At 42.9% G+C, this 16845-nt stretch carries 13 protein-coding genes; 6 read left to right on the top strand and 7 right to left on the bottom strand.

Annotation, left to right across the window (positions count from 1 at the left end; translation table 11 throughout):
* Position 1: 1 nt before the first annotated feature.
* Together BUC10_RS14505 and ctlX are read left to right on the top strand one after the other, a co-directional pair.
* Positions 2 to 1843 (top strand): FAD-dependent oxidoreductase, encoded by a 1842-nt coding sequence (locus BUC10_RS14505; RefSeq protein WP_073180958.1) that lies wholly within the window; start codon positions 2 to 4, stop codon positions 1841 to 1843.
* A gap of 114 nt (positions 1844 to 1957) precedes the next feature.
* Positions 1958 to 2887, top strand: a complete 930-nt coding sequence (gene ctlX, locus BUC10_RS14500) for a citrulline utilization hydrolase CtlX (protein WP_073180956.1) — start codon at positions 1958 to 1960, stop codon at positions 2885 to 2887.
* A gap of 151 nt (positions 2888 to 3038) precedes the next feature.
* On the opposite strand, the gene BUC10_RS14495 is transcribed toward ctlX, so the two are convergent.
* From BUC10_RS14495 to BUC10_RS14485, 3 genes are all read right to left on the bottom strand, one after another.
* Positions 3039 to 4526 carry a peptidase associated/transthyretin-like domain-containing protein gene (locus tag BUC10_RS14495; RefSeq protein WP_073180954.1) on the bottom strand — a complete coding sequence of 496 codons (1488 nt, stop codon included), beginning with the start codon at positions 4524 to 4526 and terminating at the stop codon, positions 3039 to 3041.
* Between the two features lie 96 nt (positions 4527 to 4622).
* On the bottom strand, positions 4623 to 6059 hold the full coding sequence (locus BUC10_RS14490; RefSeq protein WP_073180952.1) for an SDR family oxidoreductase: 1437 nt from the start codon (positions 6057 to 6059) through the stop codon (positions 4623 to 4625).
* A complete protein-coding gene (locus tag BUC10_RS14485) occupies positions 6056 to 6481 on the bottom strand; it encodes a hypothetical protein (protein WP_073180950.1) in 426 nt (141 codons plus the stop codon). Before BUC10_RS14485 ends, BUC10_RS14490 begins: the two co-directional genes overlap by 4 nt.
* A 105-nt stretch (positions 6482 to 6586) precedes the next feature.
* On the opposite strand from BUC10_RS14485, the gene argS reads away from it, so the two are divergent.
* Positions 6587 to 8365, top strand: a complete 1779-nt coding sequence (argS, locus tag BUC10_RS14480) for an arginine--tRNA ligase (RefSeq protein ID WP_073180948.1) — start codon at positions 6587 to 6589, stop codon at positions 8363 to 8365.
* Position 8366: 1 nt separating this feature from the next.
* On the opposite strand, the gene BUC10_RS14475 is transcribed toward argS, so the two are convergent.
* The 3 genes from BUC10_RS14475 to BUC10_RS14465 form a co-directional block, all read right to left on the bottom strand.
* Positions 8367 to 10934 carry a TonB-dependent receptor gene (locus BUC10_RS14475; RefSeq protein WP_245812837.1) on the bottom strand — a complete coding sequence of 856 codons (2568 nt, stop codon included), beginning with the start codon at positions 10932 to 10934 and terminating at the stop codon, positions 8367 to 8369.
* A complete protein-coding gene (locus tag BUC10_RS14470) occupies positions 10915 to 11826 on the bottom strand; it encodes a FecR family protein (protein WP_073180944.1) in 912 nt (303 codons plus the stop codon). The genes BUC10_RS14475 and BUC10_RS14470 overlap by 20 nt, the downstream gene beginning before the upstream one ends.
* Positions 11827 to 11971: 145 nt before the next feature.
* Positions 11972 to 12469, bottom strand: coding sequence for an RNA polymerase sigma factor (locus BUC10_RS14465; RefSeq protein WP_073180942.1), 498 nt, complete (start codon positions 12467 to 12469; stop codon positions 11972 to 11974).
* A 113-nt stretch (positions 12470 to 12582) separates the two neighbouring features.
* On the opposite strand from BUC10_RS14465, the gene BUC10_RS14460 reads away from it, so the two are divergent.
* The 3 genes from BUC10_RS14460 (at position 12583) to folD (ending at position 16686) form a co-directional block, all read left to right on the top strand.
* A complete protein-coding gene (locus BUC10_RS14460) occupies positions 12583 to 14337 on the top strand; it encodes a hypothetical protein (RefSeq protein WP_073180940.1) in 1755 nt (584 codons plus the stop codon).
* A gap of 99 nt (positions 14338 to 14436) precedes the next feature.
* Entirely contained in the window at positions 14437 to 15765 is a 1329-nt protein-coding gene (gene ffh / locus BUC10_RS14455) for a signal recognition particle protein (RefSeq protein ID WP_073180938.1), read from the top strand.
* 36 nt (positions 15766 to 15801) lie between these two features.
* Positions 15802 to 16686 carry a bifunctional methylenetetrahydrofolate dehydrogenase/methenyltetrahydrofolate cyclohydrolase FolD gene (folD, locus tag BUC10_RS14450; protein ID WP_073180936.1) on the top strand — a complete coding sequence of 295 codons (885 nt, stop codon included), beginning with the start codon at positions 15802 to 15804 and terminating at the stop codon, positions 16684 to 16686.
* A 5-nt stretch (positions 16687 to 16691) separates the two neighbouring features.
* Here folD and BUC10_RS17880 read toward each other — a convergent pair whose 3' ends face one another.
* Positions 16692 to 16838, bottom strand: coding sequence for a hypothetical protein (locus BUC10_RS17880; protein WP_165614913.1), 147 nt, complete (start codon positions 16836 to 16838; stop codon positions 16692 to 16694).
* Between the last annotated feature and the right edge of the window lie 7 nt (positions 16839 to 16845).

The following is a 16845-nucleotide window of genomic DNA, read 5'->3' as shown; positions in this document are numbered from 1 at the left end:
TATGCGAAGAACATTAGTAATGATTTTTTTGTTGGGTACGATGCTCCCCATTTTTGGACAACACCAGGTAGATGTGCTGATTATTGGCGGGGGAGCTGGAGGTACTTCGGCTGGAATCCAGGCGGCCCGAATGGGAGCGAAAGTGCGGATTTTAGAGAAAACCACCTGGCTGGGCGGGATGCTTACCAGTGCAGGTGTTTCCGCTATTGATGGCAACCATCAACTACCTTCAGGGATTTGGGGTGAGTTTCGGGAAAAACTGTATGCTCACTACGGAGGACCCAAAGCAGTGGCTACCGGATGGGTAAGTCATACGTTGTTTGAACCGTCCGTCGGGAATAAAATTTTAAAAGAGATGACCAGCATACCCAACCTGGATATTGTTTTCAATGCAGTCTATCAAAAAATTATAAAAAGAGAGGATATATGGGAGGTGACGTATACCCAAGGTAGAAAAACTGAATCCATAGAGGCCAGCATTTTAATCGATGCCACTGAAACTGGTGAATTGTTACCCCTTGTGGACGCCGAATACCGGTTGGGGATGGATTCTAAATCGGAGACAGGGGAACAGGAAGCACCAGATGAAGCCAACAACGTTGTTCAGGATTTGACCTATGTGGCCATACTAGAGGATGTAGGAGTGGTAAAACACCGTAAGGGATTGGTGAAAAAACCAAGAAACTATTCATCTGAACCCTATGCCTGTGCGTGCAAACGGGAAGACGGTGAAATGTTCGGAGCGGTATCGGGCTGTGAACAAATGTTGAACTATGGGAAACTTCCCAACAGCAAATATATGATCAATTGGCCCAATTGCGGCAACGACTTTTTTGTAAACTGGCCAGAACTATCTGCGTCAGAGCGAATGGAACAATTCAAAAAGGCCAAGGACTTCACCCAAGGTTTTATCTATTATATTCAAAATGAACTGGGCTTCAAAAATTTAAGATTGGCAGAGGAATTCCCCACAAAAGATGGATATCCCATGATTCCTTATCATCGGGAGGGTAGACGAGTCAAAGGGAAGACCTTTCTGGTGGTGGACCATCTAGAAAGGCCCTATGATTTTGGTTTGTACAAAACGGGTGTGACCGTTGGTGATTATCCTATTGATCATCACCACGATAAAAACCCCGAAGCGCCGGAAATTGATTTTATCAACATTAAGGTTCCCAGTTATTCCATCCCCATGGGGAGTTTGGTGCCCCGACAAGTGGATAATTTTTTGGTAGCCGATAAAAACATTAGCGTCTCCAATATTGTGAACGGCACCACACGGTTACAGCCTGTAGTGCTAGGTATTGGCCAAGCGGCCGGGGCCATTGCCGGACAGGCTGTTTTAAAGCAAAGCAAAACCTCTAAAGTGTCTATCCGAGAGGTACAGCGGGCCCTATTGGAACAAAATGCCTATCTGATTCCTTTTATGGATGTTACCCCATCGGACATAGGGTTTGGGGCAATCCAACGAATTGGGGTTTCGGGAGTGCTCAAAGGTTATGGTGTACCTTATAAATGGGCCAACCAAACTTGGTTTTATCCGGAACGATTGGTATCCGAATACGAATTGAAAACAGGTCTGGAACCATTGTATCCAAAGTTGGACAAATTACAAGCTTCCGGAGCCCCCGTTTCATCAAAGTTTTTAATTGGGATGTTACAGCTATTGGAAAGGGAGGCATCTTTTGATACCTTGAAAACTATTTGCTCATCTGTGGGCTATAGAGGTGCTTTTTCGGAAAGCACCCCACTGGATAGAAGGATGATCAGTATCCTTGTTGACCAGCTTTTGAACCCTTTCCAATTTGAGGTGGATTACCAAGGTAAACTGCTGGAAAAATAGTCGATAAATTGCCCGGATTCTTCGATATTATTTTACTTCCATTTTAGGTGAATCTTGACTAAGATCATATCTTTGCGCGCACTACATTTTTCAACAAAAATTTAGATTTTAGGGATGCAAGTAACTAATACCATCTTAATGATTAGGCCGGTCAATTTTAGAATGAACGAGCAGACCGCCGTGAATAATTATTTTCAGGAGCAACCCAACCTGAGCAAGGATGAGATTAATGCCAAGGCACAGCGCGAATTTGACAGCTTTGTGGCCAAGCTCAGAGAACATGGAGTAAACGTTGTTGTGATTGAGGATACCAAAGAGCCGGATACTCCGGATTCTATTTTCCCAAACAATTGGGTTTCCTTCCATGCAACAGGTACGGTTTGTGTGTACCCCATGTTTGCTGAGAACCGAAGAAAAGAACGAAGGGAAGATATCTTTGATAAGTTGGAAAATGAGGGCTTTGTCATTGACAATGTGATGGACTATACTGCTGCAGAAGAGGAAGGAGTTTTTCTGGAAGGAACAGGCAGTATTTTAAAAGATAGGGTACACCAAAAGGCCTATTGTGCACTTTCTGAACGTGCCCATGAGGAACTTTTTATTGAATTCTGTGAGGATTTTGATTGTTTTCCGGTGATTTTCCATGCCAACCAGAGTGTTGATGGGGAACGCCTTCCCATTTACCATACCAATGTAATGATGGCCATGGCGGAAACTTTTGCCGTAATTTGTTTGGATACTATAGACGACAAAAAAGAACGCAAGTATGTCGTGGAACATCTGAAAAAAGATGGTAAGGAGGTGATTGATATTACCGAAGAACAGATGTACAACTTTGCGGGGAATATGTTGCAGGTGATTGGAGCTGAAGATCAACGCTATATGGTGATGAGTTCAGCCGCATACAATAGCTTGCGGGAAGACCAGATTTCGGCTATTGAAAAACACTGTCCCATTATCCACAGTTCATTGGATACCATTGAAACCTGTGGAGGTGGTTCCGCACGCTGTATGATGGCGGAGGTGTTTTTACCGAAAGCATGATCCCTCTGTGCGATTCCGACCCCTCCGGTTTGGTATGAAATACCAAACCACCTCCCCTAATTTAGGGAAGGAATCTATAGGGTTTGCCGATAAGCTCCTCCCATCAGGAGAGGGGAGGTGGTTCCAGCAAAGCTGGAATCGGAGGGGTGAACTACTCCTCCACCGTAAACTCACGTATGGCCTGGTTGGGTTCCATAATATTGTATCCTTTCCAGAATTCGGGATTATACGCGGAGAGGTAAGTGGCCTTGGCTGTTTCATCCTCTTTTAATCCCTCAATTTGGGATTTGGATACCGACTTCGCGTCAAAAACCACCAACTCGTATTTTTCCGTATTGTAATTTACAATGTCCAGAGCCAAGGAGAGTTCGTTCTGTTTTCTTCTACCTTTTACGTGTTTGTTCTTTTCAATGACCTTTAAAGGTCTGTCCACACCCATCTTGCGGCCAAAGGTGAAGTTCATGAACTTTAAGCGGTATTGTTCACCGCTGAATTTGGAAAACACCGAACTGCCAAAATACTGCTGTTCCCGATAACTAAAGCCCAGCAATTTGATGCTTCGCAATGGTTTTACATTCTCATAATCTATGCGCACAATGGCAAAATCCTCAATATTTACAAAAAGTTTACCTTGAAAGTCACCCCGTCCCTTTGGGACAAAACCAATGACGTATACCCCTTGGTTTTCCAATTCGGAATAGCCCGCTAATTCGTACTCATAGCGATTAAGTTTTTTGGGGACATCCAACTTTGATTTCTTATTGAAAAACTGGGAATGAATTTCATTCATGACATACTTTCGATTCCCCAAAAAATCACTTTTTTCTGGTTTTTTTAGCTCATCAGCAATCTCGTCTGTTTCCTCCTCCGCCTCTAAAATGGAATCCACTGGTACTTTTTCGCCAAAAATTCCCGACTTGATTTTAAGGTAGGAATCGGGCTTTACGTTAGCCTTAAAGATAGCTTCCATTTTGTCAGATAGCGCTTCCATGGAACTTTCATTACTCTTGTCGTACAGTTCAGCCGCCTTTATCACTTCCAGCTTGTTTTCTTCGCCTCCTGTATAGTAATCGCCCAAGGTCTCTGTATAGTAGGAGGAACGACGGGGGAGAATGGACACAATGCTGTCGATTAGTTTTTTGTTGAGCTCGGCAATGGTGGATTTCTTGAACTCAATATCAAGTTTTTGAACCGTATTGAAGCTGGATTGTCTTAAGAAAAAACGCTGTTTGGCTGGAGTCTTTGCATAGTTCTTTGGCATGTTTTCCTCTACGCGTTCCATGATTTCCTCCACTGACAGTTCCTTGTCGAACAGATAGACCCCGCTAAGTTCTATGGCTTTTGGAGTTATGGCGATGCTACTATCTTGGAGTTGCTCCAAGGTAAAGCCCATTTTCTGGTATCCCATAGAGGAGATGTAAACTGAATCCTGTAATGGTACACCTGCATCCAAAATAAATGCAAATCGGCCTTCTTCATTTGTGATGACACCCTGGTGCTCACCATATTGCACAGTGGCGTAGGGAATACCTTTTTGGGTCTTGGCATCCACCAAACGGGAACTGACACTTTGAGCAGAAAGGGTATGACTCAAAGAAAGCAAAACGGCGAAAACAAAAAATGGGGTTTTAGCTGACATAAATATGTTTTTTGATTGTCTATGTAATAGACAACTAAATAGGTAAAAGGGTTGCATCTGATATAGGACGAATTGCAATGGACTTTGTAACAAATTTTATTCCAAAGACTTGGTTTTGGTAAGATTGCGGATCATTCCGCCAAAGATGAAATAATGGAATGGATAAACACTGAGCCAGTAAAGTCGACCGCGTAAACCTCGCGGCCTGAAAGTGGCCACCTGATGGAGCCTATTGTCAGAATCAATCTTGAATTCGAGCCATGCCTCTCCTGGCATGCGCATCTCTGCAAACAACAGCAGGCGCTTTGCCTTTTTATCTGCCAATAGCACGCGCCAAAAATCCAGCGCGTCACCTGGGAATAGTTTGTCTGGATGTGTACGTCCCCGGCGTAAACCCGGTCCCCCGTTGAGTTTGTCCATGAATCCCCGAATTTTCCACAACCAGTTAGCGTAGTACCAACCTGTATCGCCACCTATTTTCCATATATTCTCCAGGGTGCCCTCAACATCCTGGACTACCATGGATTTGGCATCCGTTAGAACCCCATATTTAGGCACTTGGATGTATTTGCCGAGGTCTTCCTTTATCTGCCCACTGGCAATGCTGTCTTTCCAGCTGCTTATGACCAAGTTCTGCTCAATTTTCTTAAATGCCATGGCTATGGCTTCCTCATAACTATGTGTTTGGATACCTAAAAGTTCTTGAAGCCGATTGTCCTTCGCCACAACTTCCATCTTCATACTATTGACCAGGTTCACTGCTAACTTGTAGGATGTTGAGGTAACAAAATAGAGCCAATAGGAAGATAGTTTGGGAGTCATTATCGGAACGGTCAAAATCCAATTTTTAAAACCTCGGACCTTGGCATATTGACGCAACATTTCCTTGTAGGTAAGGACATCAGGGCCTCCAATATCAAATGATTGCCCATAGGTTTGGGGGGTTCCCAAAACACCGGTCAAAAAGTTGATGATATCCCTTATGGCAATGGGTTGGGTTTTGGTAAGTACCCATTTCGGGGTAATCATAACCGGTAACTTTTCGCAAAGATCCCGAACAATCTCAAAGGATGAACTTCCCGAACCCACAATGATTCCTGCCCGAAGTACTGTGAGCTCAAAACTTCCCTGATAAAGAATGTCCTCCACATTTTTCCGCGACTTAAGATGTTTGGAGAGCTTTACATCGTTGACAATGCCACTGAGGTAAATCACTTGCTCAATCTGGGTATGTGCTACCCAAGTGTTGAAATTTTGTGCCGCTTTGGCTTCCTGCACGTCAAAATCCCCAATGGAGGAGGTCATGGAATGAATAAGATAGTATGCAGCATTGCAATCCTTCGGTATTTTTGAAGGGGAGCTATCATCCAAAAAATCGATTTCTACCACCTCAATTTTTGAACGTGTGCCCTGATCAATGGAAAAACGTTTTTCATCCCGCACGGCGCAGACAATCCGGTGTCCCATTTCCAACAACTTGGGAAGCAGCCGCATACCAATGTATCCGTTAGCGCCGGTAAGGAGTATTTTCATAAATCTTCAATCGAGGTTGGGGCATTGTCAGCCTTATAGTCCAATAGCTTCTTAAAATATTTTTGGATGGCCTTGGTGTCGGATTTTACTTTGATGAAATATTGATCGCGATGTATGGAATATGCAGCGAAGTCGCCCTTGTAAAGTGTGAGTTTATAGTAGGGGATGATGAGACCATAGGTTTCCAACAACGAACGGAAACGCACAATGATACCTTTGGGCCGCATTTCAATATTGCAGGTGTTCAAATTGTTGTCCAAAATGAGAAGATTCTGGATTTCCACACTGGCATCCGTCATAAAGAGTTTGGGTGAACCTATTCCCCCAAGTGCCCATCGTTCTTTAAGCGTGAAGGGCTTCCCTACCTCGGCATCTACCTTTTGCTTGACCTTTGGGTCGTTGTACGAAACATTTAACAGCATGTCTAAATTTAGCCAAAATCCATGGTTTTCTTATGGACGATGCCTACGAATAATAGCTGAAAAGGGTAAAAAATATGTAGTTTTGCAGGCTGAAAAGCCTGATACATGAGTTTGCAAAAAGTTTTGTCACAATGCGTCATTGATGCAGTGAAAGAGTTATACCAAATGGAACTGCCATCTGTCGAGTTTCAACCCACTCGAAAGGATTTTGAAGGCGATATAACCGTGGTAGTTTTTCCTATGCTCAGATTTGTAAAGGGAAACCCTGTTGAAATCGGAACGAAGATTGGAGAATACCTGCAAGAACATGTGGATGAGGTAGCAAAGTTCAATGTGGTCAAGGGCTTTTTGAACGTGGTCATCGATGATCAGTTTTATCTGGATTTCTTCGATACCATTCGAGAGGAAGCAAATTATGGTTTTGCAAAGGATATTTCTTCGGATGCAATGATGGTTGAATATTCCTCTCCTAACACCAACAAACCACTTCATTTAGGGCATATTCGGAACAACTTATTAGGCTATGCGGTATCCGAGATATTGAAGGCAGCTGGTAAAAAGGTATATAAGACCCAGATTATCAACGATCGAGGCATCCATATCTGCAAAAGTATGTTGGCTTGGCAAAGGTTTGGAGAGGGCGAAACCCCTGAATCTTCAGGCTTAAAGGGTGATCATTTGGTGGGCAAGTACTATGTGGCATTTGATAAGGCTTACAAGGAACAAATTGCCGAGTTGGTCGACAATGGAACAGCAAAGGAAAAGGCAGAAAAAGAAGCACCAATTCTTCTTGAGGCCCAGGAAATGCTTCGGAAATGGGAGGCCGGTGATGAAGCAACAGTTTCTCTCTGGCAAATGATGAACGGCTGGGTCTATGAAGGTTTTGATACGACCTACGAAAACCTTGGGGTCGATTTTGATGTGCTCTATTATGAAAGCAACACCTACCTACTTGGAAGGGATGTAGTAAAGGATGGCCTGGAAAAAGGGATTTTCTTCAAGAAAGAAGATGGCAGCGTTTGGATAGACCTTACCGATGAAGGTTTGGATGAAAAAATTGTGCTCCGCTCGGATGGCACAGCGGTCTATATGACCCAAGACATCGGGACCGCGATCCAAAGGGTTACGGACCACCCAGATATCAACGGAATGGTATATACCGTAGGTAATGAACAGGATTACCATTTTAAGGTGTTGTTCCTTATCCTTAAGAAATTGGGCTATACCTGGGCGCAACAACTATACCACCTAAGCTATGGGATGGTGGATTTGCCAAGTGGTAAGATGAAAAGTAGGGAAGGAACCGTGGTGGATGCCGATGACCTTTTAACAAGCATGGAAAACACGGCAGAGGAACTTTCCAAAGAACTTGGTAAGTTGGATGGCTACTCGGAAGAAGAAAAAAAACGACTGTACCGTACCATTGGTTTGGGTGCATTGAAATATTACATTCTAAAAGTTGATCCTAAGAAACGGATTTTGTTCAATCCGGAGGAGTCAGTTGACTTTCAGGGAAACACAGGGCCCTTTATTCAGTATACCTATGCCAGGATACAATCCATTCTAAGAAAGGCAGATTTTGACTTGAGCATTGACCTAAAAGCCACATTCGATTTGCACGGAAAGGAAAAGGAGCTGCTGAAATTGATCCAATTATTTCCCGAAACTGTTCAATTGGCTGCAGAGAACTATAGTCCGGCCCTCATTGCCAACTACACCTATGATTTGGTAAAGGAGTTCAATTCTTTTTACCAGCAAGTTTCCATTTTAGGGGAATCTGATGGCACCAAAAAACAATTTCGGGTATTGTTGTCCAAAAAGGTAGGAGAGGTCATTCAATCGGCCTTTAGACTCTTGGGAATAGATGTTCCCGAGCGAATGTAGCCTAGAACGTTACCCTGAAGCTCACGTTTGGCGTTAGACCTAGGGAGATGTTCTCTACGGTTTCAATCTCATCATCATCATTAACACGGTAGTATTTGTTGAGACTGTTTCTTCTATTGGTCATATTGATTAGGGAAATCCCTGCATTGGCCTTCACTCTTTGACCAATATTGAATTTGTAAATAGCCGAGGCGTCTGCCCTGAAGTACTCGGGGAGTCGGCTACTGTTGGGAACTTGATAGTTGATTCTGGCCGGGAAAACCGAGGTGTCCACAACGTTTCCATCGGTTTCCGGTTCCGTAAATGGTTTTCCGGAACGATAGTTAAGGCCAACACTCAATTTCAAGTTCTTATAAGTATATGTACCTGCAAAGGTCAAGGTATGCCGAATGTCCAAATTATTAGGGAAACTGTTCGGGATAATCGTCTCAAAAGTATAGTCGTTTTTGTTGTACGTATAGCTTAACCATGTGCTGTAATTAGCTCCCTTTTTATTGATGAGGAATTCCAGTCCTTTTACATCATAACTGCCAATTTCCCCACTAAATTGATTTTGATTCTGAAATCCTTGGGTGCTAGTGCTTATACCGTCCACTTTTTTGTAAAAACCTTCTACTCCAAGGTAGATGTCATTCTTATCATAATTGATGCCCAAGGAGCCTTGTTTACTCTTGGTGATGGGGAGTAAATTATCATCCGAAAGTACCCATCTTCGTTTTTCAATACCTAAAAAGTTCTGCTCCAAATCAATGACCTGGTTGGTACTCTGACTTTTGAACTCACCCAACACCTCGGCCCTTAAATGGTTGGCCAATCTGAAACTGAGGTTCAATCTGGGCTCTATCAAAAGTTCAGCGAACGTATTTAAGTTTTCAATGTAGTTGACCCGTACACCGCCCCTGCCCACAAATTTGTTGCCTTCTGACCGATACCCTATTTCGGAATATGGAGCATGAATTCGGATAACCCCGGTGATATTACTAAGAAAGTCTGGTTGGCTTACTATGGTGAAATTCTTGATTCCCGTCTCTATATATTGATATCCATTGTTCCAATCGAAGCCTTCTGAAAGAATATATTTAGTGTCCAGTTTAAGGGCGTTTTCTATGACTCGATTGTTTTGAAAAAGAATCTGTATTTGATTGGCAAAAAGACTTTCTGCATCCAAATTGTACCTGGAATAATACACGTTTAAGTTTGATGAGAGTCGGTCTGTCCATTGACTTTGCAATTGACCTCCTAGGGACAGATTGTTCTGGTCCAGCAGACTATTGGTGGTTCTCAGTTGGGACAGGTTACTTTCCGTATAGTCCAGGTTGTTGGTAATGCTTATGAAGTTCAGGCGGAGCTGATGGTCATCATTGATATCATACAGAAGTTTTCCGGTGAAATCGTAAAAGAAGAAGTTCTCACTTCTAGCGATTTCTTGATCTACGGCCACATTATTTGCGTTGGTCACTTCGCTGTCCTGAAATGCCCTGTCAAAAAACTTGTTGTAAGTCGGGGTGTTTAAAAAATCCGTTGTAGAACGACGTGCCGAAAATTGAAAACCGAGATTATGGGTTAAGGGCACTTGACCATAAACATCCCCGCTGATAAAATTGAATCCGGCACCTCCAACGAAATCATCGGAGAGCTCATTTCTGGTTTCCATTCGGATTACGCTACTCACCCCGTCCCCGTAGGCTGAAGGAGTTCCGTTTTTATACACGGTAATTTTATCCGTGAGATAAGGGTTGAAGGCGGATATCAAACCAAAGAAATGCCCGGATTGGTACATTTTTATCCCGTTCCAGAGCATCAGGTTCTGGTCGTTGGTACCCCCGCGGACATTTATGTCCGAAACCGTTTCATCTATACTTTTGATCCCGGGAAGCGATTGCACCGTTTGCAATATATCCGGCTCAATAAGACCGGGAAGGATGCCAAAATCTGCCGTATTCAGTGTGATGCTCGCATCAGTTTCTTTTATGATTCCCGTGGTTAGGAACTTATAAACAATCACCTCTTTCAATTGCTCATAGTGCTGGGCCATCAATATCTTGGGGCAGCCTCCTCCTTTGAGTAGTTCATCTACCGTTACATACTTGGTGTTAAAGCCAAGGTATCTAATTTTAAGGGTTGCATTTCTTGGGATATCAAATAGGCGAAAAGCACCGTCTACATCAGTAGTTTGGGCTATGGAGGTTCCAAATACCTCAACCGTTGCTCCCGGGATGTTGTTTTCGGCGAAATTATCGAGCACTCTTCCGCAGACCTTAACGAGTGTACTTGTCGTCAAGGTATAGTACCTATCGTTTAGTTTTTGGGCCTTAATCTGAAACTCTGAAGAAATATGGGCAAGAATATCATCCAGAGCGACAAGGTTGCTTGGAATTTGGATTGTGAATCCTTCCAAATCCTTGTTGATATATGAAAATTTAATATTGAATTGCTCCTCGAGTTGTTTAATATAGGGCACAAGTTCAAGCTGTTTTCCCTTTTCCTCTTGGGCGGTTGTGTTGACCCCCAGAAAAAGTAAAAACAGTAAAAAGAGGCAAAAGCGGCCTCTAAGGAGTCTTTTCAGCATAGAAAAGTACATTATCGCCCTCAAGTTTGTAATTAATTCGAGATGGGGTGCTTATACTTTTTAACGCCATATTTATGTCTGTGTTGCTAAAAGTTCCTGTAAATAACAGATTCTTATCAACATTTTGTGTTTTTACCTCAATATTAAACTGTCTTTCCAATTCGGCTAAGACATATCCTAATGGAATGCTTTCAAAAGAACTTTCGTTGTTGACCCATGAAGGTTGGGCCGTATTTGGCTTTGGGGAAGCGATAAGGGCTCCATCAATGACCATAAAGGAAGTTCCGGCCGGCAATTGGGTTTCCGTGTCGTTGTAGGTAACGCTTACCAGACCTTCATAACAAGTAACCTCGAAAAAACCTTCCCTATTTTCTACATTAAACTGAGTACCCAGTACCGCAACGGTTCCTTGGGATGTGGAAACGGTGAATTTTTCACCTTTTGCAACCTTAAAAAAAGCCTCGCCGTCAAGGGCTACACTTCGCTTTTTATCCCAGTTTTTTTCGCTAAAAGAAACGCGGGAACCTGCATTTAAAATAATTTCTGAGTTATCTGGTAGGGTGATTTGGGAACGCTCTGCATATTCAGTGGAGATAGATTCGTCCAGGGTATTCACATAGAAATAGGAACCGGTCAATAGCAGGGCAATGACAGCCGCAACGCGCAAGAATTTTTTGAAAGGGTGAAGCGCAATAACCTTGGGCGTTTCACCTATTCGCTCGTTCTTGAGTTGCATAAGTGCTTGGTCAACGTCAAACTCCGGAGCTTCAAGACGACCCGAGACCTCCTTTAGTTTCTGATATGAAGCATAGGCCTCGGACTTCTTGAACTCTTCCAGTTCCTGACCGGAAAGCTCTCCGCTAAGCCATTTTGCCAAATAATTCTCCTGCATGATTTCTATGCTTTACACATTAATAACAACTAACTTCCTAAAAACCCTACTTTCAGATTATTAATTATCAATTTCTACTATTTGAATGTTCCATTTAAGACCCAATTCTTTGGGTAATCCAATATCACAAATTCAAGGTTCTAATTTATATTCCGTCAATTTGCTCCCTCAGCGCTTTTAGGGCTAGGTGCATCCGTTTTTCAATGGCTTTTACGCTTACACCCTCCATCTCGGCAATTTCCGCATATTTTTTTCCATCAATCCGATTGAGCAAAAATGTGGTGCGTTGGTTTTCGGGCAAATCGTTCAGGGCTTTGTCCAACTTCTCCTTGTATTGCTTTTCCTCCATTAAGAATTCGGGCGACTCATTGGAATGTTCCAAGCTGGGACTGGCATATTTAAGCCTAACTTTCTCCGCTTTGATGACATTTAGGTATAAGTTGTTTGCCACCGTGTACAAATAGGACTTTGCCTTTTCCGGTGCCACCTTGGCACAGTTTTCCCAAAGTTTTACAAATGCCTCCTGCACAGCATCATGGGCTTTTTCCTCATTGCCGAACTTATAATATATATAGTTGAATACCGTTTTGGAATTAGCCTTGAAAACGGAGCTGAAAACCTGCTCTTCGCAAACGTTGTTCATTTAGGAGGTGTTGACTTTGAATCAAAGATATTTTAAAAAAAATTAAGATAAAGTAGGGTTTTTTTCCGATGAGTTGTTTTAGGATTGAATTCTAACTAAAAATCCAAATCGTTATGAAAAAGTTGATAAATAACTTATTGTATGCAGGCCTGGCTCTTATGGCACTGACATTCACAGCTTGTCAGGAAGAGTTTGAAGAGGTGACCGGTGGAACTGAAAACGAAACCATCCAAGCCGATTCTTCCACTGCGCAGTTAATAGAGAAAACGTCCTCCAATGACGGTTCTTTTGATAATATTGTGGATAGCGCCAGTTGTATAGCACTTAAATTTCCTTACACAGTTGAAGTAAATGGTGTCATGGTGACCATTGATTCCAAAGAGGACCTCCATACCATTGAAGATATTTTTGATGAGGTTGATGTTGACGAAGACATTCTTGAAATTATTTTTCCCATTACAATAACCCTTGCAGATTTTACCGAAGTGGTTATTGAAAATGTGGAAGCCCTTCGTGAGCTAGCCGCCCAATGTAAAGAAGGTGGTGATGATGATGATATTGAGTGTATCGACTTTGTTTACCCTATTACCCTGTACACCTTTGATATCAATAACCAGCAAACTGGTCAGGTAACAGTGGAAAGTGACGAGGATATGCGCAAGTTCTTTGATGGATTGGAAGACAATGACCTGGTAAGTATTGAGTTTCCAGTAACCTTGAAGAAATTCGATGGAACTGAAGTTGTTGTGGATAGCAATGCCGAATTGGCCCGTGCTCTGGAATTGGCTGCTGATGAGTGTGATGAAGACGATGATGATGATTTCAACGATGACGATTTTGATGAAGAAAGATTTGATTTCTGTTTGACCCAATGCCCATGGAGCGTTATGGAGGTGATTCGGGATGAAGTGAACCAGACCGATCAATACCTAGCTCGTATTATGACCTTTAATGAAGATGGAACAGTTAGCGTTTCAGATGGTTCTGGAGGTATGGTACAGGGTACATGGAGCAGCAGTTTTACCGACCGTGGACCACTTTTGACCTTGGAATTTGAGGATTTGGTTGACTTTAACTCAGAGTGGTTGGTGTATGAAATTGGTGATCATACCATTAAATTATATACTGATAATGGCAATAAGATCATATTAAAACAACTTTGTGAAGACGATGTAGATCCAGATACCTTGCGTGGCATTTTGAAGGAATGTGAGTGGATCATCAAAAAAGTGATTAACCAAGGAGAGGAAATTGATAGACTTTTAGGATATAAGTTCAAGTTTTTGCCAGATGGTGTCCTGCAACTTACCAACGGAGAAAATACTTCTGAGGGTACTTGGGAAGTAGGGATGAATGAAGATGAAGTTCCGGCTCTCTTGATTTCCATCGGGGATGAGAACAGTATCAATTTTGACTGGCCGCTTAGAGATCTTGATGATGCAAGGCTGAAATTTGGAGTGGAGGAAGTTGGATATAGACTGGTACTTCAAAGAACCTGTGATGATGACGCTAATGACGAAGACGTAGCGGAAATCAGAAATATCATGCAAGGCGGAACATGGAATGTTGCCCTATATGATAACGAAGGCATGGATGGAACGACCAATTATGCCAGCAAGGATTTCACTTTTTCAACAGCAAATCTAGTTGAAGTGACTGAGAATAGCGACCCAATAATCAGTGGTCTTTGGAGAATTGCTAGAAAACCGGGATCTGATTTGCTGTTTTTCTTGAACTTCCAAGAAGATGCCACCTTTGGCGAATTAACCGAAGCCTGGTACATAACCGAGGTGACAACCGATCGTATTGAATTGGTTTACGAAGACGAGAATGTCAATTATAAATCGCTTGTTTTCGAAAAACAATAAGATTTTTCCCCTATCTTTTTTGAAAAGGACGGCTCTCCCCAAAGCCGTCCTTTTCTTTTTATTCTTAAATTTGTGCCTCCTTTAAAATGACGAGAGCATATGTTCGATAATTTAAGTGATAAGCTGGATAAGGCACTCCACGTCCTCAAGGGCCACGGGCAAATTACAGAGATCAATATAGCGGAAACCCTCAAAGAGGTGCGCCGGGCATTACTGGACGCTGATGTCAATTTTAAAATTGCCAAGGAGTTTACCAATAGGGTCAAGGAAAAGGCCATGGGACAGAACGTACTTTCCAGTCTCAAGCCGGGCCAGCTCATGGTCAAGATCGTAAAGGACGAGCTTACCCAGCTCATGGGAGGCGATGCCGAAGGAATTGACCTTTCTGGAAACCCATCGGTTATTCTCATGTCCGGTTTACAAGGTTCTGGTAAGACAACCTTTTCGGGTAAACTGGCCAATTACCTTAAAAATAAGAAGACCAAAAAACCACTTTTGGTAGCCTGTGATGTGTATCGTCCTGCAGCAATTGATCAATTGCATGTGGTAGGGGAGCAAATCGGTGTAGAAGTCTATTCGGATAGAGAGAACAACGATCCAGTGGCCATTGCCAAGGCTGGAGTGCAGCATGCCAAGAGCAATGGTTGTAATGTGGTGATCATAGATACCGCGGGACGTTTGGCAGTGGATGAGCAGATGATGACGGAGATCGCTAATATCCACAAGGCCATAACACCGCAAGAAACCCTTTTTGTGGTGGATTCCATGACTGGTCAAGATGCAGTTAATACAGCCAAAGCTTTCAACGATGTCCTCAATTTTGATGGTGTTATACTGACCAAGTTGGATGGTGATACAAGAGGTGGTGCCGCCATTTCCATCAAATCCGTGGTCAACAAACCTATAAAGTTCATTGGTACCGGGGAAAAAATGGAGGCCATAGACGTTTTCTATCCCTCGAGGATGGCTGATCGTATCTTGGGCATGGGAGATGTGGTTTCTTTGGTAGAAAGGGCCCAAGAGCAATTTGATGAGGAACAAGCGCGGAAAATCCAGAAAAAGATTGCCAAAAACCGCTTTGGTTTTGATGACTTCCTGAGTCAAATCCAGCAGATTAAGAAAATGGGGAACATGAAGGACCTCATGGGTATGATCCCGGGTGCGGGAAAGGCTCTAAAAGGTTTGGATATCGATGATGATGCCTTTAAGCATATAGAAGCCATAATCCATTCCATGACCCCGGATGAGCGTTCTACGCCGTCCAAATTGAACGCAAGTCGCAAAAAACGCATTGCAGCAGGTAGTGGCCGCACCATCCAAGAGGTCAATCAGCTTCTAAAACAATTCGACCAGATGAGTAAAATGATGAAGATGATGCAAGGCGGCGGCGGAAAAAAGATGATGCAGATGATGCAGAATATGCGCTAATACCAAATAAGAACCACAACCAACAACCAATCAAAAATGGAAATTCTCGACGGTAAAAAGATATCGAACCAAATTAAGGATGAAATAGCCGTAGAGGTTGCCCAAATGAAGGAAAGAGGTGAAAAAGTGCCTCATTTGGCGGCTGTTTTGGTAGGGAATGATGGGGCTAGTCTCACCTACGTAGGTAGTAAGGTAAGGTCCTGCAAAAAAATAGGTTTCGAATCCACTTTGATCCATCTTCCCACAGAAACCACAGAGGCTGAATTGCTCGATCAGGTCCGGTCCCTAAATGAAAATACGGACATTGACGGTTATATTGTTCAGTTGCCATTGCCAAAACATATCGATGAACAAAAAGTATTGATGGCCGTTGATCCTGACAAAGACGTGGACGGATTTCATCCCACCAACTTTGGAAAAATGGCGCTGGATATGGAATCCTTCATTCCTGCAACCCCTTTCGGAATTATGGAATTGCTTCGCCGTTATGAGGTGGATACCCAAGGCAAGCATACTGTAGTTATTGGTAGAAGCCATATTGTGGGAAGGCCTATAAGTATTTTGATGAGCCAGAAAGGCAAAGCGGCCAATGCAACGGTTACCTTAACACACAGTAGGACCAAGGACATTAAAGAACTCACTTTGCAGGCAGATATCATTGTTTCTGCCCTTGGGGTTCCCAATTTTTTGAAGGCGGATATGGTGAAGGATGACGTGGTCGTAATCGATGTGGGCATCACTAGGGTGCCAGACACTTCCCGGGAAAGAGGATACTACATTACAGGGGACGTTGATTTTGAAAATGTTAGCGAAAAAGCTTCCTACATTACCCCAGTACCAGGGGGGGTGGGGCCAATGACCATTGCCATGCTTCTAAAAAATACACTTTTGGCACGGGAAAGGCACCAACAAAACAAATAGATTTCCTATTCTTTGGAAACTTGTTGGGAAACTACGTTTTCTTCTTCGTCGGGGCTTATAAAGTCCAGATCATTTTCCCCTTCATCATTGGTGCATCCGGAAAGGGCCAAAGCGGAAAAAAATAAGGTAATAAACAATAGAACAATTTTCATAGGCTTC

This window comes from Flagellimonas flava, assembly GCF_900129665.1.
Taxonomy (GTDB): domain Bacteria; phylum Bacteroidota; class Bacteroidia; order Flavobacteriales; family Flavobacteriaceae; genus Flagellimonas; species Flagellimonas flava.
Note: the sequence above shows the minus strand (reverse complement) of the source record. Positions and strands in the feature narration are given on the sequence as shown.

Excerpts from the sequence above, each read along its gene's own strand:
- BUC10_RS14505 (WP_073180958.1), top strand. The coding sequence starts at position 2 with ATGCGAAGAACATTAGTAATGATTTTTTTGTTGGGTACGATGCTCCCC.
- ctlX (WP_073180956.1), top strand. The coding sequence starts at position 1,958 with ATGCAAGTAACTAATACCATCTTAATGATTAGGCCGGTCAATTTTAGA.
- BUC10_RS14495 (WP_073180954.1), bottom strand. The coding sequence starts at position 4,526 with ATGTCAGCTAAAACCCCATTTTTTGTTTTCGCCGTTTTGCTTTCTTTG.
- BUC10_RS14490 (WP_073180952.1), bottom strand. The coding sequence starts at position 6,059 with ATGAAAATACTCCTTACCGGCGCTAACGGATACATTGGTATGCGGCTG.
- BUC10_RS14485 (WP_073180950.1), bottom strand. The coding sequence starts at position 6,481 with ATGCTGTTAAATGTTTCGTACAACGACCCAAAGGTCAAGCAAAAGGTA.
- argS (WP_073180948.1), top strand. The coding sequence starts at position 6,587 with ATGAGTTTGCAAAAAGTTTTGTCACAATGCGTCATTGATGCAGTGAAA.
- BUC10_RS14475 (WP_245812837.1), bottom strand. The coding sequence starts at position 10,934 with ATGCTGAAAAGACTCCTTAGAGGCCGCTTTTGCCTCTTTTTACTGTTT.
- BUC10_RS14470 (WP_073180944.1), bottom strand. The coding sequence starts at position 11,826 with ATGCAGGAGAATTATTTGGCAAAATGGCTTAGCGGAGAGCTTTCCGGT.
- BUC10_RS14465 (WP_073180942.1), bottom strand. The coding sequence starts at position 12,469 with ATGAACAACGTTTGCGAAGAGCAGGTTTTCAGCTCCGTTTTCAAGGCT.
- BUC10_RS14460 (WP_073180940.1), top strand. The coding sequence starts at position 12,583 with ATGAAAAAGTTGATAAATAACTTATTGTATGCAGGCCTGGCTCTTATG.
- ffh (WP_073180938.1), top strand. The coding sequence starts at position 14,437 with ATGTTCGATAATTTAAGTGATAAGCTGGATAAGGCACTCCACGTCCTC.
- folD (WP_073180936.1), top strand. The coding sequence starts at position 15,802 with ATGGAAATTCTCGACGGTAAAAAGATATCGAACCAAATTAAGGATGAA.
- BUC10_RS17880 (WP_165614913.1), bottom strand. The coding sequence starts at position 16,838 with ATGAAAATTGTTCTATTGTTTATTACCTTATTTTTTTCCGCTTTGGCC.